At 66.7% G+C, this 26,329-nt stretch carries 25 protein-coding genes and 1 pseudogene; 16 read left to right on the forward strand and 10 right to left on the reverse strand.

Annotation, left to right across the window (positions count from 1 at the left end; all coding sequences use genetic code 11):
* Window positions 1-539: 539 nt before the first annotated feature.
* From CEF10_RS15110 to CEF10_RS15120, 3 genes are read right to left on the reverse strand one after another with little or no spacing between them, the layout of a single operon-like run.
* Window positions 540-1,334: a metal ABC transporter permease gene (locus CEF10_RS15110; protein WP_101069014.1), complete on the reverse strand. Its 795-nt coding sequence runs from the start codon at window positions 1,332-1,334 to the stop codon at window positions 540-542.
* Entirely contained in the window at window positions 1,334-2,068 is a 735-nt protein-coding gene (locus CEF10_RS15115; RefSeq protein ID WP_101069037.1) for a metal ABC transporter ATP-binding protein, read from the reverse strand. The genes CEF10_RS15110 and CEF10_RS15115 overlap by 1 nt, the downstream gene beginning before the upstream one ends.
* Window positions 2,065-2,547: a transcriptional repressor gene (locus tag CEF10_RS15120; protein WP_101069015.1), complete on the reverse strand. Its 483-nt coding sequence runs from the start codon at window positions 2,545-2,547 to the stop codon at window positions 2,065-2,067. The genes CEF10_RS15115 and CEF10_RS15120 overlap by 4 nt, the downstream gene beginning before the upstream one ends.
* A gap of 103 nt (window positions 2,548-2,650) precedes the next feature.
* Here CEF10_RS15120 and CEF10_RS15125 point away from each other — a divergent pair, with 103 nt between their 5' ends.
* Window positions 2,651-3,661, forward strand: coding sequence for a zinc ABC transporter substrate-binding protein (locus CEF10_RS15125; RefSeq protein ID WP_232796532.1), 1,011 nt, complete (start codon window positions 2,651-2,653; stop codon window positions 3,659-3,661).
* A gap of 436 nt (window positions 3,662-4,097) precedes the next feature.
* Window positions 4,098-5,267: a YbfB/YjiJ family MFS transporter gene (locus CEF10_RS15130; RefSeq protein WP_101069017.1), complete on the forward strand. Its 1,170-nt coding sequence runs from the start codon at window positions 4,098-4,100 to the stop codon at window positions 5,265-5,267.
* Between the two features lie 130 nt (window positions 5,268-5,397).
* Here CEF10_RS15130 and CEF10_RS15135 read toward each other — a convergent pair whose 3' ends face one another.
* The 3 genes from CEF10_RS15135 to CEF10_RS15145 all read right to left on the reverse strand — a co-directional run bounded on the left by CEF10_RS15135 (window position 5,398) and on the right by CEF10_RS15145 (window position 8,315).
* Complete coding sequence (locus CEF10_RS15135; RefSeq protein ID WP_101069018.1) at window positions 5,398-6,069, reverse strand: hypothetical protein; 672 nt, start codon at window positions 6,067-6,069, stop codon at window positions 5,398-5,400.
* Entirely contained in the window at window positions 6,070-7,470 is a 1,401-nt protein-coding gene (locus CEF10_RS15140) for a selenium-binding protein SBP56-related protein (RefSeq protein WP_101069019.1), read from the reverse strand.
* An 86-nt stretch (window positions 7,471-7,556) separates the two neighbouring features.
* Entirely contained in the window at window positions 7,557-8,315 is a 759-nt protein-coding gene (locus tag CEF10_RS15145) for an IclR family transcriptional regulator (RefSeq protein WP_101069020.1), read from the reverse strand.
* A 436-nt stretch (window positions 8,316-8,751) separates the two neighbouring features.
* Here CEF10_RS15145 and CEF10_RS15150 point away from each other — a divergent pair, with 436 nt between their 5' ends.
* The 4 genes from CEF10_RS15150 to CEF10_RS15165 all read left to right on the forward strand — a co-directional run bounded on the left by CEF10_RS15150 (window position 8,752) and on the right by CEF10_RS15165 (window position 12,654).
* Window positions 8,752-9,894, forward strand: a complete 1,143-nt coding sequence (locus CEF10_RS15150; RefSeq protein ID WP_101069021.1) for a glycine cleavage T C-terminal barrel domain-containing protein — start codon at window positions 8,752-8,754, stop codon at window positions 9,892-9,894.
* A gap of 42 nt (window positions 9,895-9,936) precedes the next feature.
* Window positions 9,937-10,386 carry an OsmC family protein gene (locus CEF10_RS15155; RefSeq protein WP_101069022.1) on the forward strand — a complete coding sequence of 150 codons (450 nt, stop codon included), beginning with the start codon at window positions 9,937-9,939 and terminating at the stop codon, window positions 10,384-10,386.
* A gap of 21 nt (window positions 10,387-10,407) precedes the next feature.
* Window positions 10,408-11,208, forward strand: a complete 801-nt coding sequence (locus CEF10_RS15160) for an enoyl-CoA hydratase (protein WP_101069023.1) — start codon at window positions 10,408-10,410, stop codon at window positions 11,206-11,208.
* A 198-nt stretch (window positions 11,209-11,406) separates the two neighbouring features.
* Complete coding sequence (locus CEF10_RS15165) at window positions 11,407-12,654, forward strand: MFS transporter (RefSeq protein ID WP_157933046.1); 1,248 nt, start codon at window positions 11,407-11,409, stop codon at window positions 12,652-12,654.
* Between the two features lie 159 nt (window positions 12,655-12,813).
* Here CEF10_RS15165 and CEF10_RS15170 read toward each other — a convergent pair whose 3' ends face one another.
* The 3 genes from CEF10_RS15170 to CEF10_RS15180 form a co-directional block, all read right to left on the reverse strand.
* Window positions 12,814-13,428 (reverse strand): hypothetical protein, encoded by a 615-nt coding sequence (locus CEF10_RS15170; RefSeq protein ID WP_157933047.1) that lies wholly within the window; start codon window positions 13,426-13,428, stop codon window positions 12,814-12,816.
* A 306-nt stretch (window positions 13,429-13,734) separates the two neighbouring features.
* Window positions 13,735-14,799 (reverse strand): Hint domain-containing protein, encoded by a 1,065-nt coding sequence (locus tag CEF10_RS15175; protein ID WP_232796533.1) that lies wholly within the window; start codon window positions 14,797-14,799, stop codon window positions 13,735-13,737.
* Window positions 14,800-15,014: 215 nt separating this feature from the next.
* Window positions 15,015-15,536, reverse strand: coding sequence for an EAL domain-containing protein (locus CEF10_RS15180; protein WP_101069027.1), 522 nt, complete (start codon window positions 15,534-15,536; stop codon window positions 15,015-15,017).
* A 148-nt stretch (window positions 15,537-15,684) separates the two neighbouring features.
* Here CEF10_RS15180 and CEF10_RS15185 point away from each other — a divergent pair, with 148 nt between their 5' ends.
* The 8 genes from CEF10_RS15185 (at window position 15,685) to CEF10_RS15220 (ending at window position 24,313) form a co-directional block, all read left to right on the forward strand.
* Window positions 15,685-16,887 (forward strand): MHYT domain-containing protein, encoded by a 1,203-nt coding sequence (locus tag CEF10_RS15185; RefSeq protein ID WP_101069028.1) that lies wholly within the window; start codon window positions 15,685-15,687, stop codon window positions 16,885-16,887.
* A 145-nt stretch (window positions 16,888-17,032) separates the two neighbouring features.
* Window positions 17,033-17,887: an FAD binding domain-containing protein gene (locus CEF10_RS15190; RefSeq protein ID WP_101069029.1), complete on the forward strand. Its 855-nt coding sequence runs from the start codon at window positions 17,033-17,035 to the stop codon at window positions 17,885-17,887.
* A gap of 19 nt (window positions 17,888-17,906) precedes the next feature.
* Window positions 17,907-18,392 carry a (2Fe-2S)-binding protein gene (locus CEF10_RS15195; protein WP_101069030.1) on the forward strand — a complete coding sequence of 162 codons (486 nt, stop codon included), beginning with the start codon at window positions 17,907-17,909 and terminating at the stop codon, window positions 18,390-18,392.
* Window positions 18,389-20,803, forward strand: coding sequence for an aerobic carbon-monoxide dehydrogenase large subunit (locus CEF10_RS15200; protein WP_101069031.1), 2,415 nt, complete (start codon window positions 18,389-18,391; stop codon window positions 20,801-20,803). The genes CEF10_RS15195 and CEF10_RS15200 overlap by 4 nt, the downstream gene beginning before the upstream one ends.
* 63 nt (window positions 20,804-20,866) lie before the next feature.
* On the forward strand, window positions 20,867-21,748 hold the full coding sequence (locus tag CEF10_RS15205; RefSeq protein ID WP_101069032.1) for an AAA family ATPase: 882 nt from the start codon (window positions 20,867-20,869) through the stop codon (window positions 21,746-21,748).
* Entirely contained in the window at window positions 21,745-22,929 is a 1,185-nt protein-coding gene (locus CEF10_RS15210) for a vWA domain-containing protein (protein WP_101069033.1), read from the forward strand. The genes CEF10_RS15205 and CEF10_RS15210 overlap by 4 nt, the downstream gene beginning before the upstream one ends.
* Before the next feature lie 8 nt (window positions 22,930-22,937).
* Window positions 22,938-23,759, forward strand: coding sequence for an XdhC family protein (locus CEF10_RS15215; protein WP_101069038.1), 822 nt, complete (start codon window positions 22,938-22,940; stop codon window positions 23,757-23,759).
* A gap of 101 nt (window positions 23,760-23,860) precedes the next feature.
* Window positions 23,861-24,313: a CoxG family protein gene (locus tag CEF10_RS15220; RefSeq protein WP_101069034.1), complete on the forward strand. Its 453-nt coding sequence runs from the start codon at window positions 23,861-23,863 to the stop codon at window positions 24,311-24,313.
* Between the two features lie 190 nt (window positions 24,314-24,503).
* Here CEF10_RS15220 and CEF10_RS15225 read toward each other — a convergent pair.
* A pseudogene (locus CEF10_RS15225) lies at window positions 24,504-25,547 on the reverse strand (type I restriction-modification system subunit M); the annotation flags it as partial.
* Between the two features lie 91 nt (window positions 25,548-25,638).
* Between CEF10_RS15225 and CEF10_RS15230 the strand changes: the two are divergent.
* Complete coding sequence (locus tag CEF10_RS15230) at window positions 25,639-25,932, forward strand: hypothetical protein (protein WP_157933048.1); 294 nt, start codon at window positions 25,639-25,641, stop codon at window positions 25,930-25,932.
* Window positions 25,899-26,150, forward strand: a complete 252-nt coding sequence (locus CEF10_RS15235) for a hypothetical protein (RefSeq protein ID WP_101069036.1) — start codon at window positions 25,899-25,901, stop codon at window positions 26,148-26,150. The genes CEF10_RS15230 and CEF10_RS15235 overlap by 34 nt, the downstream gene beginning before the upstream one ends.
* The last annotated feature ends 179 nt before the right edge of the window (window positions 26,151-26,329 follow it).

Here is a 26,329-nt window from a genome sequence, read left to right on the forward strand (position 1 = left end):
CGCCGCTGCGTTGCGGCAAACGGCGTTGGCCGCCGGATCGCGGCTGTTGGGTTGCGTCGGCCCGCGATGCCATTGGGTCCAGCGCCCGCGACCTGCACAGCGCGCGGAGCGGGCGGAGGTTCGCGGATGTCCGGCGGCACGGCAATATCCTGTTCCTGCAGGTGCAGGGCGGCCCGTGGGTGACCCTGCATTCCGTCATCACCGGCGTGCCCCGGTCTTGCGGCGCGGGCGCGGGGGTGCAAGATCACGCCCGGCCGGCCCTTGCCCTCGCAGGCGGTGGCCGCCTTTGCTTCGATGGTGGCCGCAAGCCGCGCCGGAGCGAGCCGGCCCGCGACACGGACCGTTCCCTGTCGGACATCGCGGCCGGGCCGGACGCCCTCGTGCTCGACCGCGATGCCGCAGGGCGTCGCGCGCCGGGGCAGGGCACGTCACGCTCGGCGCCCTGGGAAAAGCGGGGCATGACGACGAAAGCCGCGTCCAGGTCACCGAGGAATGCCGGCGCTGCCCCATCATCGGGCGCGACCGTCCCGGTGCCGCTGTCAGTTGACCCCGCGGAGCCGGGTAAGCAGCGTCGAGGCGGCGAAAAGTATCGCGATGACGCAAACGATGGTGGGGCCGGTGGGGGTGTCGAGGTGGTAAGAGGCCTGCAGACCCGTCCAGGCGCCGGCCACGGCGATCCCGGCGGCGACCAGCGCCATCGCCTCGGGCGTGCGGGCGAAGGGGCGTGCGGTGGCCGCGGGGATGATCAGCATGGCCGTGATCAGCAGCACGCCCACGACCTTGATCGCCACGGCGACCACCACCGCCAAAGCAAGCGTCAGCACCATCGCCTCGCGCCTCGGGTCGATCCCGGCGGCGCGCGCCAGGTCGGGGTTCAGCGTGGCCGTCAGCAGCGCCGACCAGCGCCAGGCCACCAGCGCCACGACCAGCGCCGCGCCGCCCCAGATCACCGCCAGGTCGCCGCGCGAGACGGCCAGGATGTCGCCGAAGAGATAGGCCATCAGGTCCAGCTGGATTCCCGACAGGAAGGACACCGCCACCAGCCCGAAGGCAAGCGCGGAATGCGCCATGACGCCCAGCAGCGTGTCCATCGCATAGCCGCGGCCCGAAAGCAGGGTGACCGCCGCTGCCATGACCAGCGCGATCACCATAGCCCCGGCGAAGATCGGCAGCTCGACCGCCAGCGACAGCGCAACCCCGAGGATCGCGGCGTGCGCGGTGGCATCGCCGAAATAGGCCATGCGCCGCCAGACAACGAAACAGCCCAGCGGCGCGGCGGCCAACGCGGTGCCCATGCCGCCCAGCGTGGCACGCGTCATGAAGTCGTCGAACATCACTCGGCCCCTTCAAGGTGTTCGTGGCTGTGGTCATGGTGGTGCTGGTAGAGCGCCAGCGCCCCGCGCGTGCCCTCGCCGAACAGCGCGCGGTAATCCGGTGCTGCGGCCACCACTTGCGGCGTGCCCTCGCAGCAGACGTGGCCGTTGAGGCAGATCACCCGGTCCGAGGCGCTCATCACCACGTGCAGGTCGTGGCTGACCATCAGCACGGCGCAGCCGGTTTCTTCACGAACCTCCTCGATGCGGCGGTAGAAGGCGGCGGCGCCCGGCTGGTCCAGACCGGCGGTGGCCTCGTCGAGGATCAGCAGGTCGGGACGGCTGAGCAAGGCGCGCGCCAGCAGAACGCGCTGGAACTGGCCGCCTGAAAGCGCGGCCATCTGCCGGCCCTCCAGCCCGGACACGCCCGCGCGCTGCAGCGCGTCGCGCGCCTCGGCGTGTGTCACCCGGCGGGGCAGCGACAGGAAACGCGCCACCGTCAGCGGCAGCGTGTGGTCGAGCACCAGCTTCTGCGGGACGTAGCCGATCTGCAGCCCCGGCGCGTGGCGCACCCGCCCCTTCGCCGCGGTCACCCCGCCCAGGATCGCGCGCAGGAGCGTGGACTTGCCCGACCCGTTCGGCCCGACGACCGTGACGATCTCGCCCGGCGCGATCGAGAAATCGACGTTCTCCAGCACCGTCACGTCGCCGTAGCTCACACCCAGCCCGGTCGTTTCCACCAGCGGGGCGGTCATGCCGTCGGTGCCGATGCGCAGGCGGGGCACAGGCCGATGGCCTCGCGCACGGTGCGCTCGATGGCAAACCCGGCGTCAGCGGCGGCACGCCCCAACTCGCCCCCGGCCGGGTCGACCTCGGCCTCGACGACGCGGTCGCAGGCCCGGCAGATCAGGAAGGCGGGCGCATGGCGGTGGTCCAGGTGGGTGCAGGCGATGAAGGCGTTCAGCCCTTCGATCCGGTGGACGAAGCCGTGCGTCGTCAGGAAATCCAGCGCCCGGTAGGCCACCGGCGGCTGCGATCCGAGGCCCTCGTCGCGTAACCTGTCGAGGATGTCGTAGGCGCCCATCGCGCGGTGCGCCTCCAGCAGGATCTCAAGCACGCGGCGGCGCGCCGGGGTCATCTGCAGGTTCCGGTCCGCGCAGAACCGATCGGCGCTGGCGAGCGCATCGGAAATGCACTGGCCGTGATCGTGGGTTTGGAATGCCGTGATCGTCATCGTTCCCGTGGGCCTCCGGTTAGCCTTGCAATGATATACTGTATCATATACCCCTCTCGGAGCTGTTATGTAATCACGGAAAAAGGACATGTCCATGCGGTCCATGAACTTCGCTTCCATCGCCGTCGCCGCCGGCCTTCTCGCGGCACCCGTCGCCGCGGAGCCGCCGAAGGTGGCCACCGATATCGCGCCGGTGCATTCGCTGGCGGCGCGGGTGATGCAGGGCGTCGGGACGCCCGACCTGATCGTCCGGCCCGGTGCCTCGCCGCACGGCTACAGCCTGCGCCCTTCCGAGGCCGCGGCGCTGGAGGCGGCCGACGTCGTGTTCTGGGTGGGGGCGCCGCTGACCCCGTGGCTGGCGCGCACGATCGAGACGCTGGCGGGGGACGCGCGGCACGTCGGCCTGCTGGATCAGCCCGAGACGCGCACGCTGGAGATCCGCACCGGCGCCACCTTCGCGGCACATGATCACCATGCCCCCGAGGCGGACGCGCACGACGACCACGACCATGCGCACGACGGCCACGACCACGCGCACGACGATCACGACCACGCCCATGAGCATGAGGCAGAGCACGACCACGGCGGTGCCCATGACCACGAAGGTGTCGATCCGCACGCCTGGATGGACCCGGCCAACGGCAAGGCCTGGCTGGAGGTGATCGCGGAGGAACTGGCGCAGCTTGACCCGGAGAACGCGGAAACCTATCGCGCCAACGCCGCCGCCGGCAAGCAGGAGATCGAGGCGGTGACCGCCGAGATCGCGACCGCCCTCGCGCCGCTGCGGGAGGTGGAATTCATCGTTTTCCACGATGCCTACCAGTACTTCGAGATCCGCTTCGACATCCCCGCCGCCGGCGCGATCGCGCTCAGCGACGCCAGCGATCCCAGCCCCGCGCGGGTGGAGGCGATCCGCGACATGGTCGCCGCGCGCGACATCGCCTGTGCCTTCGCGGAACCGCAGTTCGACCCGGGCATCCTCGATGCCGTCTTCTCGGGCACCGGGACACGAACCGCGGTGATCGACCCGATGGGCACCGAGATCGCCACCGGCGCGGACTTCTACCCCCGGTTCCTGCGGTCGATTGCGGCCTCGTTCGAGACGTGCCGCTGACAGGGGGGCAGCGCGCGCCGGCCCTTGCGTGACCTTTTCGGCTCCGGCCTCGCCCGGGGCACCGCCGGACATGCGGCGGATGTTCCGCACAGGCCCAAGCGGGTTGCCTTCTCGGGGCGGGCCATGGCGGCGCGCCGATGCGATCACCCGACCGGGTGAACACCGAGGGCGGCGGCAGGCCACCGCGGTTCGCCCGCCGATGATGGCCTATCGCCCCGGGACAGGACCCGAGCGGTGACCCGCAGCGTGACGGGCACGCCTTCGCGTTGCCCGGGTGCACGGCCCGTCGTGGCGGGTTGTCCCGCTTTCGCGGCGAACCGGCTTGAATGCCGGGCTGGCCATTGGCACGTTGCACGGGCTGGCAGTCCGCTCGCGGAATGCCGGACCTCGCGAGGAGCCCAATGTCATTGTTGCCCGCATTTCCGGACATCGGCGGATGACCGCCGCCCCCGCCCGCCCGGGGCTGGTGCTGGCTGGGCTGGCACTTGGCCTGACCGTGACGAACGGGTTTGCGCGGTTTGCCTATGGCCTGATGCTGCCGGCGATGAAATCCGAGATGGGATGGACCTACGCGCAGGCCGGATGGCTGAACACGGCCAACGCGCTTGGGTATATCGCGGGGGCGGTCCTGACCATGCTGTTGATCCGGCACATCTCGCCCTCGCGCCTGTTTGCCTTCGGGTTGATCACCACCACGCTGGCGCTTCTGGCCACCGGGCTCGATGCAACGCTGTGGTGGCAGACGCTGTGGCGCATTCTGGCGGGCGTCTTCGGGGCGATGTCCTTTTCCACCGCGGGCGCGCTGACCGCCGGCCTGTATCGCGACAATCCACGGCGGAACGCGCTGGCGATCGCCATCCTCTTCGGATCCGGCGGGGGCCTGGGTATCGTGCTGTCGGGCGCGGCGCTACCCCTGATGCTTGACGTCCATGGCCCGGGCGCGTGGCCTGCCGGCTGGATCGCGATCGGCATGGTCAGCATGGCCGTCCTGCCGCTGGGGCTTTGGTCGGCCTTCCAAATGCGCGCGCCGGTGCAATCCTCGGCCTCGTCCAGCCCGTTGCCGCTGGGTCGCATGCTGCCGGAGCTGGCCGGCTACGCCGGGTTCGGGATGGGCTATATCGTCTATCTCACCTTCCTGTCGGCATGGATGACGGAGCAGGCCGCCGGCGCCGGATTCATCGCCCTGATCTGGGTCATCCTTGGGCTTTGCATCTGTTTTTCCCCGCTTGTCTGGCGGCCGGTGTTCGCGCGCCACGCGTCCGGCGTGCCGCTGGCGCTGATCCTGATCAGCATCGCCATCGGATCGGCTCTGCCGGTTGTGCTGCCCAACAACGCCGCGCTGCTGGTCTCGGCGGTGGTGTTCGGCCTGTCGGTTTTCATGGCGCCGGGGGCTGTCACCAATTTCACGCGCCAGAACCTGCCGCCTGAAGCCTGGGGGCGGGCGATCAGCCTCTTCACGGTGATCTTCGCCATCGCGCAGACGATCGGGCCTTATGGCGCCGGGCTGGTCGGGGACATTTTCGGCAACATCGGCGTCAGTCTTGTCGCCGCGGCGGCGCTGTTGCTGACGGGTGCGCTGATTTCCCTGCTGCAAAGGCCGCTTTGAGCCGACCCGGCCATCGAGGGGCGCGCCGAGGCGCCGCGCGCAAGCGGGCTCCAAGACGGGTCTTGGCCTGCGCCATGCGCGGCGAACGAAGGTTCTGCCGCCCGCCGCGGCCTGCCAACCTGCGCCCGGGTCAGTGGCCGCGAAGCGCGAAATACACGCCGAGCGCGCCCACGAGCACCAGGCTCAGGGCCCAGACCACGTCGAGGTTGAACCACGTGTGTGAAAGGAACTTCAGGCCGAAGTAGGCGTATATCGCCACGGCGATCACGCCGCCGGCGACGGTCATGGCGAGCGTGTGCGCCAGCGCAACGAGGAACGCCGAGGCGATGTTCTGCCCCATCAGCGCGCGCGCGGCGTCGTGCCCGGTATCGGCCACGTCGAGCCCGCAAATGCCAAGGTAGATCGGCACGAGCATCAGCCCGGCCCCATGCGCCATCGCGGCAAGGAACGACCAGAGCGCCAGTTTCGTGGGATGGATGCGCGACAGGAACCTGGGATGGCGGCGGTTGAGCAGCAGGTAGATCCCCACGGCGATCACCAGCGCACCGGCACCGATGCGGATCTCGGTCTGCCACCTGGCCATGGCGGACATCACCGAGAATGGCAGCAGGATTGCCAGCATGGCCAGAAGGTGCCCCACCGCCAGCGCCCCGATGGCGTTGAGCATCGCCCTGTTCCGGCCCTCCATCAGGCCGGCGGAGACAGCCAGCGGCCAGCCCATGCCCGGATTGGCCCCGTGGTAGACACCGGAAAGGACGACGGCCCCCCAAAGGGCCGTCATCGTGCTTGTATCCAGTTCCATTCAGACGTTCGGGTAGCAGAAGCTGTCGGTCGAGCAGTCCCCGCCTTCCAGCCGGATCTGGTGGGCACGGTAGCCCTTCGGGAAATCGACGTAGAAATCCGGGTCGAGCTCCAGCCCGCCGTTCTCGCCGACACGGGCCATGACCATCTGGCCGCCGTCCTGCCCCGGATAGAACTGCTCGTCCCAGCTGGAATAGAGCGAGTTGGTCCAGTAGACCCGCTTGCCGTCGCGGCTGATCTCGACCATCTGCGGGCCGAAGGCGAAATCGCCACCTCCGGGGTGCTTGGCGCCCCGTGCGATGCCGCCCAGTTCGACCTTGCCGGTCAGTTCGGGGTTCATCGGGTCGCTGACGTCGTACTGGTGCATCTCGCCCATGCCCCAGCAGGCGACGTAGAGGTACTTGTCATCCAGGCTGAGGTCGATGTCGGTCACAAGCGGCGGCACCGCCTCGAACCCCTGCAGGAGCGGCGGCAGGTTCTCGGGCTGTTCGGGGCGCGGGTCGATGGTGATGGTCTTTTCGGCCTGCCAGGTGCCGTCCGCGTCCCGCCACCACGTGAAGATGGCGCCCTGCAGGTTGGTGGTGTCCACCACGACGCCGCAGAAGCCGTAGGATTTCTTCGGGTCGTGGGCGGGCCGGATCTCCAGCGCCATCTGGTGGTTTTCCCCGAGGTCGATCGTCTGGATGTTCTTGCGCTTGCGCAGATCCCAGAAATGGATCGAATGCCCGTACTTGTTGGACAGCAGGTCCTCGGGCACGATCCCGTTCTCGAACTGCGGCGGCAGGCCCCATTCGGAGCTGACCATGTAGTCCTGCGGCAGGTTCCACCAGAAATCGTAGTGCTTGTCCTGCGGGCCCCGGTCCATCTCGTACTGGCCGATGATCTCGAAGGTTTCGCAATCCATGATGAAGATGCCCGGCGGGCCGTCGGTGCCGTCGGCGCCGCCGCCGCCCAGCGTCGAGACATAGATGCCCTCGGGGCCGCAGTGGATCGTATGGGGGCGGGAATAGCCGGTCTTGGCAAAGACCTCTTCGGGTTCGATGATCTTGTGGATCTTGGCCTCGAGCGGCTCCTTCACGTCGATGACATAGATCCGCGAGGACCGGATGCCCGGCACGATCAGGTAGCGCCGTTCAAGGAAGGCGTGGCCCGACAGCGGCGACAGCGATGCCGAACATGCATTCCAGCCGAAGTGATGGAACTCGTCGCCCTTGTAGGGCATCAGGAGTGTGTGGACGATCCTGCCGTAATCCGCGGATTCCGGATCGAGGTCGACCACGGCGATCCCGTCGGGCTGCGCGCCATCGGGGCTCAGCATCACGGTGAAGCCATAGTTTTCCACCGGCGCCTGCATGGCAAGCTGCGCGGTGGCGTGGAATGTCGGGTCCGGTCTTAGGGTCATTTTTTCTCCTCCCTGGAATGGTGTGGCCCGTCACGGGCCGGCGGATCTTCCTTTTCCTTCTTCTTGGCGGCGTGGTCTCGGCCTCCTCAAACCTCGGCCACGTTGCAAAGTTGAATGGCCCCGCCGATGCGGTCGGCCAAGTCTACAAGCTGCTGCCCGATTTCCGAACGGTGCGCTTCGCCGAGGCGGCGGATCGGCCCCACGGCGCCGACGCTGAAGGTTGCGCCGATGTTGCCGATGGAGACCGGTGCCGCCACGCTCGCGATGCCGATGTCGATCTCCTGGTTGCAGTCGGCGAAGCCGCGCTCGGCGATGCGCGCGAATTCCGTGCGCAATTCCGCATCGGTTGTCTTGGTGTGCTCGGTGTAGGCCCTGAGGCTGCCGCTGATGATCGAGTCCTGGAACTCGGGTTCGGCGAAGGCCGCGATCGCCTTCGAGCACGAACACGCATGCATCGGCCGCACGCCAAGTCCGGGGTGAACGAAGGCGCGCCCGGGATCATCGGGCGTTTCGACGTGGATGATCTCGACCTGTTCGTTTCGAAACCGGGCAAGGAAAACTGTTTCGTTGAACTGGACCGCCGCGGCCTTGAGCAGCGGCGCGGCCGCCTTGCGCACGTCCACGTCGGATTTGCCGAGAAGGGCGATCCGGATCAGCCGGTCACCGATCACGACACGCCCGTCGCCCGACGGTGCCGCGAGCAGACCCTGGTCCAGAAGCGTCTGGATCAACCTGTAGCAGGTCGGCTTGGGGAATCCCGTGGCCTTCTGGATTTCCGCGGTCGAAACGGGGCGTCCCGCAACCGCGACGATTTCCATGACGGTGATGAGGCGGTCGAGATGCATGTTGACCGAATCGTTTCACAATAAGAGACGGGTTCTCATATTGTGATAAGAATTCCTCGGGAATCAACGAAATTCCGGAATACGCCAAAGCTGCGCAGATCAGCCGCCACAGCATCGAAGGCGCAAAAGCCTTTTGAAAACATGAGGTTGGCCCGGGGTCGGCCCACGGTGGACAGGGGGCCTGACACGCTCAGGGCCCCCGGCGTTCGGTGCGCCGGCGCATTCGACTGGCGCGCGGCGAAACCGAAGGCGCGCCGGTTTCCGGTTGCCCGGCGCACGGGACCGATCGGTCTGCCGCGGGGGGCGAAATCGGCCTGAAAGGTCTGTTTCGGGCGGGGAATTTGGCACACGCGCGACCAAGTGACGCGTTATTTTCCGCCGGTGATCAGAACGGCCCCGGGCATTTGCGACCGGTGGTCAAACCAGGGTGAACGACATGGCGCAACAGCATGATTTCGGTTTCGGCACGCAGATCCGCAAATCCCCTTATTTCGATGCCACGGTGCGGTGGGGCGCGCAGGGCTTTTCGGTCTACAACCACATGTACATACCCCGTGATTTCGGCGATCCGGAGCAGAATTTCTGGAACCTCGTCAACGACGCGATCCTGTGCGACGTCGCGGTCGAACGCCAGGTCGAGATCACCGGCCCCGATGCCGCGCGCTTCACGCAGCTTCTGACGCCGCGCGACCTGTCGAACATGGCGGTGGGGCAGTGCAAATACGTCCTGATCACCAACGCCGACGGCGGTATCCTGAACGATCCCGTCCTGCTGCGGCTGGGCGAGACCCATTTCTGGCTGTCGCTGGCCGACAGCGACATCCTGCTTTGGGCGCAGGGCGTGGCGGTGCATTCGGGCATGGATGTCACGATCCGTGAACCCGATGTCTCGCCCCTGCAGCTGCAGGGCCCGAAGTCGGGCGAAATCATGCGCGCGCTCTTTGGCGACGCGATCATGGACCTGCGGTACTACTGGCTGCGCGAGGTCGAGCTGGACGGCATCCCGCTCATCGTGTCGCGCACGGGCTGGTCGAGCGAACTGGGCTACGAACTTTACCTGCGCGACGGCAGCCGCGGTGACGAGCTCTGGGAACGGATCATGGCCGCCGGCGCGCCCTTCGGGCTTCAGCCCGGCCACACCTCGACGATCCGCCGGATCGAAGGCGCCATGCTGTCGTATCATGCCGACGCGGACATCGACACCAACCCGTTCGAACTGGGCCTCGACCGGCTGGTGAACACCGAGATGGACGCGGAGTTCATCGGCAAGTCTGCCCTGCGTCGCATTCGCGCGACCGGCGTGAGCCGCAAACAGGTCGGGCTGGAGATCGATGCCGATCGTTTTACCGGGCCGAACACCACCTTCTGGCCCGTCTCCGCGCGGGGCGAGCGCGTCGGCAAGGTCTCCTCGGCCGTGTATTCCCCGCGCCTGGAGCGCAACATCGCGCTGGCGATGGTGCAGGTCGCTTTCGCCGAACCGGGCACGGAGCTCGAGGTTGCGCTGCCGTCCGGGCCGGCCCGGGCAACCGTGGTGCCAACCCCGTTCTTCGACCCCAAGAAGAAACTCGCCGCCGCCTGAAACGAACCCGGGAATTCCACACCACAGAGGGCAGGCCTGCAGATGTCCGACCTTTCCATCGAGCTGCATTGGCAGCGCACCGAACCGGCCCTGGAGGCAGGGCAGTATTCCAATGCACACACGGTGCATTACAACGCCGGCCATGAGGTCATGGCGGACGCAGCCCCGGACTGGGGTGGCGACCCAGGCAACACGAACCCCGAACAGGCGCTCGCCTCGGCTCTTTCGAGCTGTCACATGATGACCTTCCTCGCGCTCTCGGCCAAGGCCGGCTGGCCGGTGGCAAGCTATCACGATCGCGCTGTCGCGCATCTGGGCAAGACCGAAGGCGGGCGCATGGCCGTTACACGCATCGACCTGCACCCGGTGGTGCGCTTCGACACCGGGTTCGAGATCGACAATGCCGAACTGGAAAGGATGCAGCACCGCGCGCATCGCTATTGCTTCATCGCCAACACCCTCGCCGACGGCGTGGAAATCAACATCCTGTAGCACCCGGAAAGGAACTGACCCGTGCAAGAGCGTGACATCCTGCTGCGTGATCTCGACAAGGACGGTATCCTGCGTCTGACCCTGAACGACACCGCGCGGCGGAACGCCCTGTCAGAGGCGATGCTGTCGGAACTCGGCACGGCATTTGCCGAGGCAGGGGCGGATCCCGCGGTGCGCGTGATCGTTCTCGCCGCGAACGGGCCGGCCTTCTGCGCGGGTCACGACCTCAAGGAAATGACGGCCGGCCGGGCCGCCCCCGATCGTGGCCGAGCCTATTTCACCAGGGTGATGGGCCAGTGTTCGGGTGTGATGCAGGCCATCGTGAATTGCCCCAAGCCGGTCATGGCCGAGGTCGCGGGCATCGCCACCGCGGCCGGCTGCCAGCTGGTGGCAACCTGCGATCTGGCGATCGCGTCCGAAACCGCGCAGTTCAGCACGCCCGGGGTGCACATCGGCCTGTTCTGCTCCACGCCGATGGTGGCGCTGTCACGCAATGCCGCCAACAAGCATGCCATGGAAATGCTGCTGACGGGCGACATGACATCGGCCGATCGCGCTGCGCATATCGGGCTGGTCAACCGCGCCGTGCCCCCGGATGAACTGCAGGCCGCCACCATGGACATGGCGCGCAAGATCGCCTCGAAATCCAGCATGACGCTCGCCACCGGCAAGCGCGCGTTCTATGCGCAACGCGAGATGCCGCTCGCCGATGCCTATGAATACGCCTCCGAGGTGATGGTCGAAAACATGCTCGCCCACGACGCCGAGGAAGGCATCGGCGCATTCATCGAGAAGCGCGCGCCCCAGTGGCAGGATGAATGAGGACCGGCAGGGACAACCGCAATCCTGATGGAGACGGCAACCCGCAAGAACAGGCTCCGGCCCGTTCGCGCAGGCGATGAACCGTCAGTCGGGGTGCCGGCCCCCGGTCCAGCTGCCTTGCCGGCGGGATGACCCCGCCATTGCCGATCAAACACGTTCCGCGCGAGGTTCCGGATGTCACAAGCCGCTCGTTTGACGTTGGCCGGCTTCGTCGCCACCGCGGTTGCCTTCGGGCCCGCCCGCATGGGCTTCGGGCTTTTCCTGCCGGCTTTTCGCGAAGAATTCACGCTTTCGACGTCGACGGCCGGCTTGATCGCCAGCGGCGGTTTCCTGGCGTTCCTGTTGGCGCTGCTGGCCAGCGCCTGGCTCGGTCCGCGTTACGGGGCGCGGTTGCCCGTCACGACCGGCGCGATCCTTGCGTCGGCGGGTTTCGTGGCGGTGGCATCCGCCGGGGCGCCCAGTGTTCTGGCAGTTGGAATCGCGCTGGCCGGGGCAAGCGCGGGCCTGTGCTGGGCGCCGTTCAACGACGCCGCCGAGCGTGTGCTGTCGAACGAGGCGCGCGCCAGTGCCCTTTCGATCATATCGACGGGCACGACATTCGGCGTCCTCGCCGCCGCGGGCCTCGCGGTGGCCGTGACCCACGACGTGGTGGGCTGGCGCGTTGCATGGATCGGTTTTGCACTTGGCGGGCTGGGGCTGGCGGTGGCCGCCCGGGTCGGTGTGCCCTCCTCCAGGCGCGGCCTGCGCCCCGCCCGCAACGCGATCGCCGAGATCGTCCACGCCGGTTTGCCGGGAGACTTCGGCCCGGAGCCGGGGCCCGAGGTCATGGCGCCGCGTCCGCGACTGACCCAGCGGGCGGCGATGCCGCTTTATGCGACCGCGCTGTGTTTTGGCATGACGAACGCGGTTTTCCTTTCCTTCGCGGCCGACCGGGTGGCGGCGGCCGGCGGCTTGCCCGGCCTGCCCGACGCGGCCGCCGCGACGGTGATCTTTTTCGGCTACGGTATCTGCGGCGTGCTCGGCCTGGCCACCGGCCGGCTGGAGGCCAGGTACGGCCTCGCACCGCTTTTCTGCGTGATCTTTGCTGCGGGGGCGCTTTCGCTCGCGCTGGTTGGCCTGGCACCGACGTCATGGAGCGCGGTGCTCGCGGCATCGGGGCTGCACGGCGCGGCAATCATGATGGTGAGTGCGGTATTCTCGTTCTGGAGCCTGCGGCTTTTCCCCGGACGCGGCACGCTGGGCTTCACGGCGGCCCTGCTCGGCATGGCCATCGGCAGTGTGCTGGGGCCGGCGCTGGCGGGCGTCCTGGCGGCAAATCATGGCCCGCAAGCGATGTTTCTTGCCGCTGCCTTGCCGCCTCTGGCCATTTCGCTCTGGTTCGGAGCCAAACTGCAGCGCGTGCGCCCGCGGCTGCCGTCCGTCCTCGGCTCAGGATGGCGTGGTTGACCAAGGCGAGGGACGACGCATGCGCGCTTGCCTGCGGGCGCGCACCGCCGATCAGCGGTCAACCGTCGCGGCCCTGTGCGAACACCCCTGACAAACAATCCCTAGTGCCAAGGGCAACTGCCCCCGGTTCGCGTGCACCGACGCAGCCGGGGTTTCTTTTTACGACGGCTTGTCATGTTCGATTGGCAAGGCTTCGTAGGCTTCGATTTGCCAACCGCCCTGATAGTTCTTCACCAAGCCGTCTTGCGGAAGGTCCATGCCGCCAATCGCAGCAACTTGGCCCAAGCACCGGCTAAGGTGCCCACGCAGCACTTCCAGCGCGTCAAAGTAGGCTTCCCGAATGTCGGGCGGGCGGTAGAATTCTCCGAAACGCGGGTGCGGCGGGGCATCGTCGGACCTGTTAAGCAATTCTTCGTAGGTAAGAAATTGCCGAATGCCTAACGCCATGGCGTCAACAAGCAGGTAAAGCGAACCGTCTTGTAGGTCGGCAAGTTCAACCTGCTTATCTACCAGAATGCCGCGTATCTCACGGAGCGACGTAAGCGCGTTATCAATGCAGCCGTCGCAGCATTCCCACGCAGAAAGCACGCGCCTGTCAGCAAGGCGAATGACAAGTTCCCGCGCAACCTGCCGTTCCTTGTCCTTCGGGTTCACCGCGATACTGACGAAGGGAAGGTTCAAGGTCACGTCGCCAACATGCTTGGTGTAGCGTTGGCAGGCGCGGCCCAAAAGGTCCGTCATGTCGAAGCGAAATGGTATCTTGCCGGTTCTCATGTCGTAGGCTTAGCGCATTCGGGGAACAAACGCAGCCCACAGAAAGGACAGGGTGCGACATGCGGTCACGTCTTCGTGAGCGTCTATGGGGCTTTCGGGCAGCCTGTGCGCTTGCATTAGAGAATGTATAGAAATTCAGCCTTCTGAATTTCGGCCACAAAACCAATAACTTAAAAGGATAAGTGGCAGCCCGTAGGGGATTCCCGAAATGAGCCCAAGTGATTGATTTTACGCGCGCTGGTGTCCCACGTCATTGGTGCCGACTTAGTGATTGACTTGGTACGTTGGCCACTTTGGTTTCCTTGTTCAGGAACAGGTACAGTCGGGCAGCAGCGCGGTTTCCCAGCCGCGCAGCTCGGGGCGCACCAGCGTCATGCTGCCGTCGGGCTCCAGTGCATCGGGGAAAAGTTCCGCCATCTCGGCCACCAGATCGGCGTCGCCGTCGCGCCGGATCGTGCTGCCGGGAAAGAAGCTTTCCGACCACATCCCGTCGGCGAGCAGCACCTCGTGGTCCTCGAGGAAAAGGTGGAAATAGGTAACGCTGTCGGCCCGGTCGTCGCGCCTGATACCGGCGCGGCCGGCAAGGTGCTTTGCCTTGGCGAAGGTTTCCGGCAGTCCGAAATAGAGTTCGCTGCGCGGAGTCGCGATCAGGACGCGGTGCTGGGGCGAGAGCCAGGTCCGCCGCGCCGGTATGCCGGGGGCGAGGCTGTCGGGCTCGAACCGGATGGGGCGCAGATGGGGTGCATCGCGCAGCGCGGCCCCCGACAGGCGCCGGCGGGCGACCCCGCGCAGCGTCCTCGGCCCGTTGTCGCGTGTCATGACGCGGTCGCCGGTCTGCAGCGTCTCGATCGGGCGCGGGCCGGACGGCGTCTCGATCAGGGTGCCCGCCGTGAAGCAGGGCACGCCGTCGGAGTACTGCAACTCCTGCGTGTTGTTGCCGGGAAGGGCGAAGAGGTCGGTGTTGTCGACGACGGTCAACTCCTCCCCGCGCGGCGGGACGTTGCCGCCCTCGAAGGTCAGGCCGACGACGTTCTCGTAGCCGGTGCCGTCTCCGTCCTCCACCTCCACGGCCCAGGCGAAGTAGTTGTTGCCGTCGGAGTCCTGAAGCGTGATTCGGTACTCGGACTCGACGTTCGTGCCGGCGCCGTAGGTGGTGCCGTCGATCGTCGTGGCGTTGGAGAGTGTCTGCGCCTCGCTGTCCTCGAAATAGTCGGCGCGCCCGGCACTGTCGTCGAGCGTGACCTCCTGGAAATCCGCGGCCGTGTCCAGCGTGATGGAGCCCAGATGCGACCCCTCTCCCTGCGATGTCTGCCCGAGCGTCGTCGGGTTGCCGCTCGTGTCCGTCGCGGTGATCCCCGCGGCGCTGATCATCTGTATGCTCGGCATGGCACCTGCCCGTTACTATTTTTCTACTGCCCTCGATTTCTGTTCCAAGGAATTGTGGCAGCAATTTGGTATCCGAGGAGTAAACCACGCTTGGACGCGTCAGGGACATCCGCCGGTCCACAGATCGCATGACCCGGAAAGCGGTGGAAGGTTGGTACCCGGCCACCGTTTGCGCCTGAGCTGTTCAGGAAACGGCCGGACTACCTTCCGGGATGCGACATCTGATGTGGCAGCTTCACCAAGTTCGTCGGCGTGGAATGGGATGACGCCGAGGCCTGCACCGGTGTCGACCAATGTGAGATCGGGGCCGGCTGCCCGAGAAAGAAACCTTGCGCATGGGTCGCGCCGAGCTCCTGCGCAAGGTCGAGTTGCGCCTGCGTGTCGATGCCTTCCACCACCGTTGCCGCGTCGCTGACAAGGCCCACGTCGATGATGCCGTTGAGGATATCGCGGTCGCGCCGCGTATTGAATGCTGCATTTATGAAATGCCGGTCGATCTTGACGAAATCCACCGGCACCCGTTGCAGGCGTTCCAGCGTCGATTGGCCGATGCCGAAATCGTCCAGCGCAATTCGCACGCCGCGCTCACGCAACTCTGCGACGGCACGGGCAACGGCATCGCCTTCGCGATCCACGATGGCTTCCACCAGTTCCAGGATGATCCGATCATGCGGGATGTCGCCCACGATCGTGTTGATCCAGCTCAGCCCCTTGTGCGCCACTTTTCAATAAAGGCGCTGGAGATGTTGAAGGCAACTGCCGTGCCACGTTCCCGCTTGGCCGATGGCGGAGGACCGACGCGATAGCCTCTTGCCCCGTGTTCATCGCGTCGTTTTTCGATAGTTTGCATGTCGGGAGGATCACTGACCCATGCTGGAGTATAGCCACGATAGCGTGTTCGTGCTTGCGTCGCTCGCGATCGCGCTTATGGCCGGGTTCTCGGGCCTGTCGCTGACCCGGGGCATCTCGGCCCTGGACGACACGCGGCGCCGCATCGTCATCTCGATCGCGGCCGTCATCCTGGGGTGGGGCATATGGTCGATGCACTTCGTCGCGATGCTGGGCCTGGAGCTTCCGGTGCTGTTCTACTACGACGCGCTGACGACGATGATCTCGGCTTTGACGGCGATCCTGATCGCGGGCCTGGCGTTGCTTGTCCTGCACACCGGGCGGCGCACGACGGGCAAGATCGTGCTGGCCGGCGGGATCATCGGGATCGGGATCCCGGTGATGCATTATATCGGGATGTCGGGGATCGAGCTGTGCCAGCCGGTCTATTCCGTTTCAGGGGTGGCGCTGGCCTTTGCGGTCTCGATGGTCCTGGGGGTGACGTCGGTCTTCGCGTGCTATTCGCATCGCAGCCATGTCAACATCCTGGTCGGCACGTTGGGATTCGGGCTGGCGGTGTTCACGGTTCATTTCGTGGCGATGTGGGGCACCGGGTTCCGGGCGTCACCGCCCAGCGACGGGGTCGGGCTCGTGATGGGCAACGACATCCTGGCCTTCGGCGTGACGCTGTCGGCGTTCGTGCTGTCGGGGGGCTTCCTGTTGTCCGGCGCCAGCTTCGTCGAAAGCCTGTCGCGGCGCGGCAGCGATGGCGGCGCCCCGGCGATGGCCGAGCCGGACGAGGCGCCTGGCCCGCCGCCGGCCGCGCCGGACCCGTTGCCTGCCCCGGTCGCGGTCGAGGGCGTGGCGCCCGCGGCGCCCGCGCCCGCGGGGCCCGATGGCGTCAGCCCCGGCATCACGCGACTGCCCTATGAGCAGAACGCCCAGACGCATTTCGTCAAGCCGCACGACGTCCTGGCGGTGCGGGCAGAGGGGCGGTACACGCTTGTCTACACCGCCGACGAGAAGTTGTTCTGCCCGTGGTCGATCTCAGAGGTCGCGCGCCGGATTCCCGACAGCGTCCTGACACGCACCCATCGCAGTTACCTGGTCAACCTTGACCGCGTCAGCACCTTCGAGCGGAAGAAGGATACCGGCGTTTGCCATTTCGACGCGGCGCCCGCGCTCGAGAAGGTGCCCGTCAGCCGGTCGCATCTGGCCGAGGTGCGCGACCGGTTGGGGCTGTAGCGGGCGGTTCTGCGGGTGCGAACGCTGTTCATGCGCGCAGGTCGCATTTCGTGACAAGGAGTGGCGCGCTCGTTCACGGCGCGTGGTCCGGGCAGGTCTTCCTTCGCACCATCCTCTCCCAGGAAACTTGCGGAGGGAGGAGCCCATGATACCCGGGGCGTTCGAATACTACCGTCCCCAGAGCGTACCGGAGGCGGTGTCGCTGCTGGGAACGCATGGCGACGACGCGCGCGTCGTGGCGGGCGGACACAGCCTGATCCCGATGATGAAACTGCGCATGGCCGATGTGCCTCACCTGATCGACCTTCAGGGGTTGTCGGACCTGAGTGGAATCTCGGTCGAGGACGGGCAGGTGCGGCTGGGGGCGTTGGTCACCCAGTCCGAGATCGTGTCCAGTGATGCGCTGGCGCAGGCGGCGCCCATCCTGCGCGAAACGGCGATGCTGATCGCCGACCCGCAGGTGCGCAACATGGGCACCGTCGGTGGCAATGTGGCCAACGGCGATCCCGGCAACGACATGCCGGCGCTGATGCAATGCCTGGATGCCGAGTTCGACCTGGTCGGACCGGGTGGCGCGCGCGCAGTGAAGGCGCGCGACTTCTACATCGCCGCCTACATGACAGAGCGAGAGGATGACGAGATCCTGACCGGGATGCGTTTCGCGGTGCAAACGGGCGGCTGGGCCTATGAGAAGCAGAAGCGCAAGATCGGCGATTACGCGACAGCGGCAGCCGCGGTGCAGTTGACGAAAGAGGGCGGCAAGGTCGCGACCGCCGCGATCGCGATGACCAACCTGTCGGATGTGCCGGCCTTTTCCGAGGCCGCCGGCGCCGCGTTGATCGGAACCGACTGCGACGACGCGGCCATCAAAGCTGCCGTCGACGCCATGCAGGGCGATATCGAGCCCAGCGAGGACAATCGCGGCCCTGTCGAATTCAAGCGGCATGTGGCCGGCGTGATGCTGAGCCGGGCCGTCAAGCGCGCCTGGTCGCGCGCCTGAACCGGGAGGAGAGCAAGCCATGACAGAGATTACGCTGACCGTGAACGGCGAGGCCCGCACGATCGAGGTCGATCCGCGCGAGCTTCTGATCCACACGCTGCGCGAACGGCTGAACCTGACCGGTGCGCATATCGGTTGCGAAACCAGCCATTGCGGCGCCTGCACCGTCGATCTCGGCGGCAAGTCGGTGAAGTCCTGCACCGTTTTCGCCGTGCAGGCGGAGGGGGCCGAGATCACGACCATCGAAGGCGTGGCCACCCCCGAGGGGATGCACGTCCTGCAGGAGATGTTCCGTGAGCATCACGGCCTGCAATGCGGGTTCTGCACGCCCGGCATGATCACCCGGGCCTGGCGGCTTTTGCAGGACAACCCGAACCCCAGCGAGGAAGAGGTGCGTTTCGGCATGTCCGGCAATCTGTGCCGGTGCACCGGCTACCAGAACATCGTCAAGGCCGTGCTGGCCGCGGCGGACGAGATGAACGCGGCGAAGGAGGCGGCGCAATGAAGGATTTCGAGGATCGCGAACAGCGCACGGCAGCGCTGAAGGGGCTGGGATGCTCGCGCAAGCGGGTCGAGGACGCGCGCTTTACCCAGGGCAAGGGTAATTACATCGACGACGTGACACTGCCGGGCATGTTGTTCGGGGATTTCGTGCGCTCGCCCCACGCCCATGCCAGGATCAAGAGCATCGACACCGAGGCGGCGATGAAGGTGCCGGGCGTCGTGGCGGTGTTGACCGCCGCCGATCTCGAGCCGCTGGGCCTGCACTGGATGCCCACCCTGGCCGGCGACAAGCAGATGGTGCTGGCCGATGGCAAGGTACTGTTCCAGGGTCAGGAGGTCGCCTATGTCGTGGCCGAGGATCGCTATGCCGCGGCCGACGGCGTCGAGGCGGTCGAGGTCGAGTACGAGGACCTGGAGGTCATCACCGACCCGTTCAAATCGCTGGAGTCGGATGTCGTGCTGCGCGAGGATCTCGAGGCCGGCGCCGACGGTGCCCACGGTCCGCGGCGGCATCACAACCACATCTTCCTTTGGGAGGAAGGCGACAAGGACGCCACGGCCCAGGCCATCGGCGAGGCCGAGGTCGTGGCCGAGGAAATGGTCTATTACCACCGCACGCACCCGTGCCCGCTGGAGACCTGCGGGTGCGTCGCCAGCATGGACAAGATCAACGGCAAGCTGACCCTCTGGGGCACGTTCCAGGCGCCCCATGTCGTGCGCACCGTCGCCAGCCTTCTGTCCGGCATCGAAGAGCACAACATCCGCGTCATCTCGCCCGATATCGGCGGCGGATTCGGCAACAAGGTCGGCGTGTATCCCGGTTATATCTGCTCGATCGTCGCCTCGATCGTCACCGGCAAGCCGGTGAAATGGGTCGAGGACCGGATGGACAACCTGATGTCCACCGCCTTCGCCCGTGATTACTGGATGAAGGGCAAGATCGCGGCCACGAAGGAAGGCAAGATCACCGCGCTCGACTGTCACGTGACGGCCGATCACGGGGCCTTCGACGCCTGTGCCGACCCAACGAAGTTTCCCGCCGGCTTCTTTCACATATGCACCGGTAGCTATGACATCCCCGCGGCCTATGTCGGGGTCGATGGCGTCTACACGAACAAGGCCCCGGGCGGCGTGGCCTACCGGTGTTCGTTCCGGGTGACGGAAGCGGCCTATTTCATCGAGCGGATGATCGAGATTCTGGCCATCGAGCTGGGCATGGACGCGGCCGAGTTGCGGCGCATCAACTTCATCAAGCCCGAGCAGTTCCCCTATACCTCGGCGCTGGGCTGGGAATACGATTCCGGCGATTACCACACCGCCTGGGACAAGGCGTTGAAGGCGGTCGATTACGACGGTCTGCGCCGAGAGCAGGCCGAGCGGGTCGAGGCGTTCAGGCGTGGCGAAACCCGCAAACTCCTGGGCATCGGGCTGACCCACTTCACCGAGATCGTGGGTGCGGGGCCGGTCAAGAACTGCGACATCCTGGGGATGGGCATGTTCGATAGCTGCGAGATCCGGATTCACCCCACGGGATCGGCCATCGCGCGGCTGGGCACGATCAGCCAGGGGCAGGGCCACGCCACGACCTTCGCGCAGATCCTGGCCAGCGAGGTCGGTCTGCCGGCCGACTCGATCACCATCGAAGAGGGCGATACCGACACCGCGCCCTACGGGCTGGGCACCTACGGGTCGCGCTCGACCCCGGTGGCGGGGGCGGCCACGGCCATGGCGGGACGCAAGATCCGCGCCAAGGCGCAGATGATCGCCGCCTACCTGCTCGAGGTGCACGACGACGACGTCGAATGGGATGTTGACCGTTTCGTCGTCAAGGGGGCCCCGGAACGGTTCAAGACCATGAAGGACGTGGCATATGCCGCCTACAACCAGCCAATTCCGGGGGTCGAACCGGGCCTGGAAGCCGTCAGCTACTACGACCCGCCGAACATGACCTATCCTTTCGGTGCCTATATCTGCGTGATGGAGATCGACGTGGATACCGGCGAATGGGAGGTCCGGCAGTTCTACGCGCTTGACGATTGCGGCACCCGTATCAACCCGATGGTGATCGAGGGGCAGGTTCACGGCGGTCTGACCGAGGCGCTGGCCATCGCGATGGGCCAGGAAATCGCCTATGACAAGATCGGCAATGTCAAGACCGGCACATTGATGGATTTCTTCCTGCCGACCACGTGGGAAACGCCCAACTACACCTCGGACTACACCGAAACGCCCAGCCCGCATCACCCGATCGGCGCCAAGGGCGTGGGCGAAAGCCCGAACGTCGGCGGGGTGCCGGCCTTCTCGAACGCCGTGCATGACGCCTTCCGGGCGTTCGGGTTGCGGCAGAGCCACATGCCGCACGACCATTGGCGTATCTGGAAGACCGCGAACAACCTGGGCCTGCACGGCTGACATGACCCCCGGGGGTGCGCGCTGCAGCCCGCGCCCCCGGACGCAACCGACGGGGTTTCCACGATGAGCTTCCGCGACCTCCAGACCGACCTGGCTCGCACCGGGTATGTCGCGCCCGACGACCTGGCAATGGCGCTGTTCCTGGCCCTGCGGCTGGGCCGCCCGCTGCTGCTGGAAGGGCCGGCCGGTGTCGGCAAGACCGCCGTCGCCGGCGCGCTGGCCGATCTGCGCGGCACGCGATTGATCCGGCTGCAGTGCTACGAGGGCCTCGACGCGACCCACGCCATCTACGAGTGGAACTACCAGAAACAGCTCCTGGCGATCCGCGCCGCGGCCGAATTTCATGACGGTGAATCGGGTGTCGCGGTCGAACAGCGCATCTTTTCGCGCGACTACCTGATGGAACGGCCGCTCCTTCAGGCGATCACACAGGATACGCCACCGGTGTTGCTTATCGACGAAATCGACCGCGCCGACGAGGAATTCGAGGCCTACCTGCTGGAGGTTCTGGACAATTACCAGATCACCGTGCCCGAATTGGGCACGATCCGCGCGACCGCGCGCCCGATCGTGATCCTGACGGCGAACGGCACCCGCGACCTTTCGGACGCCCTGCGCCGGCGCTGCCTGTATGCCACAATCCCGTTTCCCGGCCGTGAGACCGAACTGGCCATCCTCAAGGCGCGCAATCCGGAGGTCGAGGCGCGCCTCGCCGGCCAGATCGTCGCCTTCGTCCAGAAACTGCGCGAAGAGGATCTCGAGAAAGTTCCGGGCATCGCCGAGACGCTGGATTTCGCCGCGGCGCTGGCCGGGCTGGGTCTGGCCGACCTGACGGAGGATCCCGACGCGCTGGTGGCCAGCCTGGCCACCTTGTTGAAAACCGAAACCGATCGCGCTGCCGTCCCGCTCGAGGTGGCCGCGCGCCTGGCGGGTCGCGCGGCATGAGTCGCGTCACGCGCTTTGCCGCCCGCGATCCGGGGCCTGCCGCGCGCATGGCGGGGTTCATGGCCCACCTGCGCGGCAACGGTTTCGCGCTGGGCGTCGCCGAGACCGCGTTGGCGCAGGCGGCGCTGACGGAGCTTGACGCCCTCGATCCAGAGACGGCGCGGCTGGCGTTGAAGTGCGTCTGCACCGGCCGGGCCGAGGACGCCACCCGGTTCGACGCTGCCTTCGACGCCTATTGGCTGAATGCCGGCCGTGTCCGCCCCCGCGCCGTGCCGAAGCCGGCCGATGCGGCCGCCGCGCGCGGTCGCAACAGCCGCACCGATCACCAGGACGAGAGTGCGGCGCCCGGCAAACGGCACGCCCCCGACGACGGCGCCGGGGATGCGGCCGGGGCAGGGGACACCGGCCGGCTGCAGGCGGTGCAGGCCGGCCACCTGCGCAGCCGCGACTTGCGCGAGCTGGTGTCGCCCGGGGACATCCGCGCCGCCGAGACTGTCGCCCGGCGGTTGGGCGCGGCTCTGCGTGACCGTCGCTCGCGCCGAAGCCGTGCCGATCGCCGTGGGGCGCGCCTGGATTTTCGTCGCACCCTGCGTTCCAGCCTGTCGACCGGCGGCGAGCCTCTGCGCCTGCATAACCGCGCCCGGCCCGACCGCCCGGTGCGACTGGTGACATTGTGCGACATGTCGGGCTCGATGATCCGCTATGCCCGGCCGTATCTCGCCTTCCTGTCGGGATTGATGCGGGCCGACCCGGATACCGACGCCTACCTGTTCCACACCCGCCTCGTGCGCATTTCGGACGCCCTGCGCGACCCCGACCCCTTGCGCGCGGTCAACCGGCTCAGCCTTCTGTCCGAGGGGCTCGGCGGCGGTTCCCGCATCGGCGGAGCGGTGTCCGACTTCGCCCATGGCCCGGCGCGGCGCAGCGTCGGTGGTCGCACGGTCGTGATGATCCTGTCGGACGGGTATGACAGCGATCCGCCCGAGGTGCTCGCCGCCGCGCTGGAACGGCTGAAGAAACGCGGCTGCAAGGTCGTCTGGCTGAATCCGCTGAAGGGCTGGGCGGGCTATGCGCCGGTGGCCCGCGGGATGGCGGCCGCGCTCCCGCACCTCGACCTGTTCCACCCGGCGACCACCCTCGACGATCTGGCCGCCCTAGAAAAAGAGCTGACCCGGCTGTGAACGTGATGATGCCGACCGACCCCGACCTGGACCAGGAAATCCACCGCCTGCGTGGGCAAGGCGCCGCCTTCGCGGTCGCGACGGTGGTGCGCACGATGGCCTCGACCGCGGCCCGGCCCGGTGCGCGGGCACTTGTGGACGGTGACGGACGCATCCTGGCAGGCTTTCTCGGGGGAGGATGCGTGCGGGGCGCCGTCGGCCGCGCGGCGCGGGCCGCCCTTGCCGAGGGCGTCACGAAGTTCCTGTCGCTGCGCCCCGAGGATCTTCTGGCCGCCGACGGGGTGAGCCCGGGCGAGACCCACGAGGGCGTGGAATACGCCCGCAACGGATGCCCCAGCCGGGGGGCTCTGGACATCTTCATCGAGCCGGTACTGCCCAAGCCGCGCCTGCTGGTGTGCGGCGCCGGCCCGGTCGCGATGGCATTGGGCCGGCTTTCGGAGGGGTTCGATTTCCATCGCACGCTTGCCCATGCCGACGGCGCCGATGTTCCCGCGGGGGCGTTCGACGCGCAGGCCGGAACCCTCATGGATGTCGGGGCCTGGCCCGGCGCGGATTTTGTCGTCGTCGCGACGCAAGGGGCCGGTGATGCGCGGGCGATGTCGCAGGCCATGGCGCGCGACCCCGAGTATGTCGCCTTCGTCGGCAGCCGCCGGAAGTTCGCGGCCCTGTCCGAGACGCTGGTGGCGCAAGGGGCCGATCCCGCTGCCCTGGCCCGCGTGCGTTCGCCGGCTGGCCTGCACATCCACGCGATCACGCCCGACGAGATCGCCCTGTCGATCCTCGCGCAGATCGTCGCCGCCCGCCGCAGCGGCGCGCGTGACGATGCATAGGGTCGTATCGATCATCCGGCGCCTGGTGCGCCCTCGCCTGTCCGCGTCCCGGGCCGAGATCCTGGCGCGCGTCAAGTTTCCATGTTGTTGAGGAGGAGCCTATGGAACTCAAGGAAGACGTCTTCATCCCGGCACCGCGCGAGCGGGTTTATGATGCGTTGAACGACCCCGAGGTTCTGCGCGCCAGCATCCCGGGCTGCGAAGAGCTGGAAAAGACCGGCGAGAACGAGTTCGCCGCCAAGGTCACCCTGAAGATCGGGCCGGTGAAGGCGCGCTTCGCGGGCACGGTAACGCTGCACCCCGAGGCCCCGCCCGAGAAGTTCTCGCTCGACGGGCAGGGCAACGGCGGGGCGGCCGGATTCGCCAAGGGCGGCGCGGTCGTGACCCTGGACGAGGAAGACGGCGGCACCCGCCTGTCCTACGACGCGCGGGCCGAGATCGGCGGCAAGCTGGCGCAACTGGGCAGCCGCCTGGTGCAGGGCACGGCCAAAAAGCTCGCCGCCAAGTTCTTCGCCAGCTTCGCCGACCATGTCGCGCAGGAGACCTCGGCCTGATCCTGCTGCCCGGTTGGGTGGCCGCACAAAAAAGCCGGGCGTGGCGCAGGTTTTTTGAACAATTCTCTTGCTGAGAACGTCGGTGCGAAAGTCGGCCACGGTAGCGGCGGGATATTCCTGCTGCGGGCGGTGACCTACCCAGCTTGTCGTAGATGTGCTGCATCCAGGCGAAGTTGGCGTTGCCGACCGGGGGCGTGCCGAATTTCCAGCGCCGATCCTCGGCCAGGATGTCGCCGGACCAGTCGGACACGTTGAAGGGCGGGTTGGCCATCACGTAGTCGAACTTCTCGTCCGGGAAGGCATCTCGGAGCAGCGTGCGCTCGGCGTTCCATTGCAGGTTCGCGACGATCCCGCGGATGGCGAGGTTCATACGGGCGAGGCCGGAGGTCGTGTGGTTCCGCTCCTGCCCGTAGATTGCGAGGTCGGCGCGGCGATACTTGTGCGCCTCCAGGAAATTCTCGGACTGGACCATGAAGGAGCCGGACCCGTGGCAGGGCTCATACAGGCGGCCACGCGCGGGCTCGATCATCTGGACGATGAGCTCGACGACCGGCTTCGGCGTATGGAAGTCGCCGCCGCGCTTACCCTCGTTGCTGGCGAACTCGGAGATGAAATACTCGTAGATGCGGCCGATCAGGTCGAAGTCCCTGGGCGTGCCGTCGAGCTCGATGTTCGAGAAGAGGTCGATCAGGCCGGTGACGATGGCCGGGTCGAGTACCTCGCGACCGAAGACCTTCGGGAGCGCGCCCTTGAGCTGCTCGTTGTCGGCCTCGATCGCGCGCATGGCGTTGTCGACCTTGACCCCGATGCCCTTGTCCTTGGCGTTTGCGGCCAGTGTGCTCCAGCGTGCGGCTTCGGGTACCCAGAAGATGCCTTCTGCAAGGTATTCATCGGCGTCCTCGGCCACCTCCTCTCCTTCGGGCAGGAGCTCGTCGTACTTTCGCTGGAAGGCAGTGCCGATGTAGCGCAGGAACAGCAGGCCCAGGGCCACGTGCTTGTATTCGCCCGGGTCCATGGATCCGCGCATCTTGTCGGCGCCGCGAAGAGCGTCTTCTCGATGCTCATCTGCCCTCCCTTTCTGGCATTGGTTCCGCCAGCCTGTTGTTTCTCTGGCCTTTATCGGAAGGATCGGGTCGCGGATCAATTGCCGGCGTTTATTCAAAAGGAAGTGTCTGGGCTCCGCATTGCTTACCTCAGGGACGCGATTTTTCCGTTGCGTCGCGAACGCCCCCATTTCCTTCGCGCCGGCCTGCAGGGGGCGGTGTCGGTAGGTGTCGGTAGTGCGCCTACCAACGACCTACCACGACCGATGCGAGGACACAGAGATGACGGATACGACAACGATCCCGAAAGATGAGCGCCCGCGGGTGATCGAGCAACGGCTGCGCGAATTCCGGCGCGACAACCCGGGCAAATGGATGCCTTGGAAGGACCTGCTCAGTGAGATCGGCGGATCCGAACGCGAGTTCTCCCGGATGATGCGGGCCGCCAAGGAAAAGATCCTCGCCGAGGAAGCGGTGGTCGCGAACGCCCCGGACCTGCCCGACGAGATGAAAAAGAGGAATTCGAACGCTTCGCGCACGGGATGTGGAAGCGGGCCTGCGACATGGCCGACGTGACCGCCGCGGAATTGCGCCGTGCGCGGCAGGCCGACCGTGACGCCATGGACCATGAACGCGCCGAGCACGACGAGATGCTGTCGGCACTCGTCGCGGAACGCGATGCCCTGCGCTCCGAGGTCGAGGCGCTCCGGGGCGATGCGTCGGAGACCGAGGCACAGTTGAACACCACCCGCGACGAGCTGCTGCAGGCGAGGGCGGCCCTGGAAGTGACCTGAGCCCCGTTTCCTCTTCTATTTTGAGGTAGAGTCCGTCCCAACTGACCTGAGCCCCGTTTCCTCTTCTATTTTGAGGTAGAGTCCGTCCCAACGAAGGAGACGGATGGAATGAAGAGATCACGGTTCAGCGAAGAGCAGATCATCGCGATCCTGAAGCAGCAGGAGAGCGGCCTGGCGAC

It is taken from the genome of Roseovarius salinarum (genome assembly GCF_002834145.1).
GTDB classification, from domain to species: domain Bacteria; phylum Pseudomonadota; class Alphaproteobacteria; order Rhodobacterales; family Rhodobacteraceae; genus Roseovarius; species Roseovarius salinarum.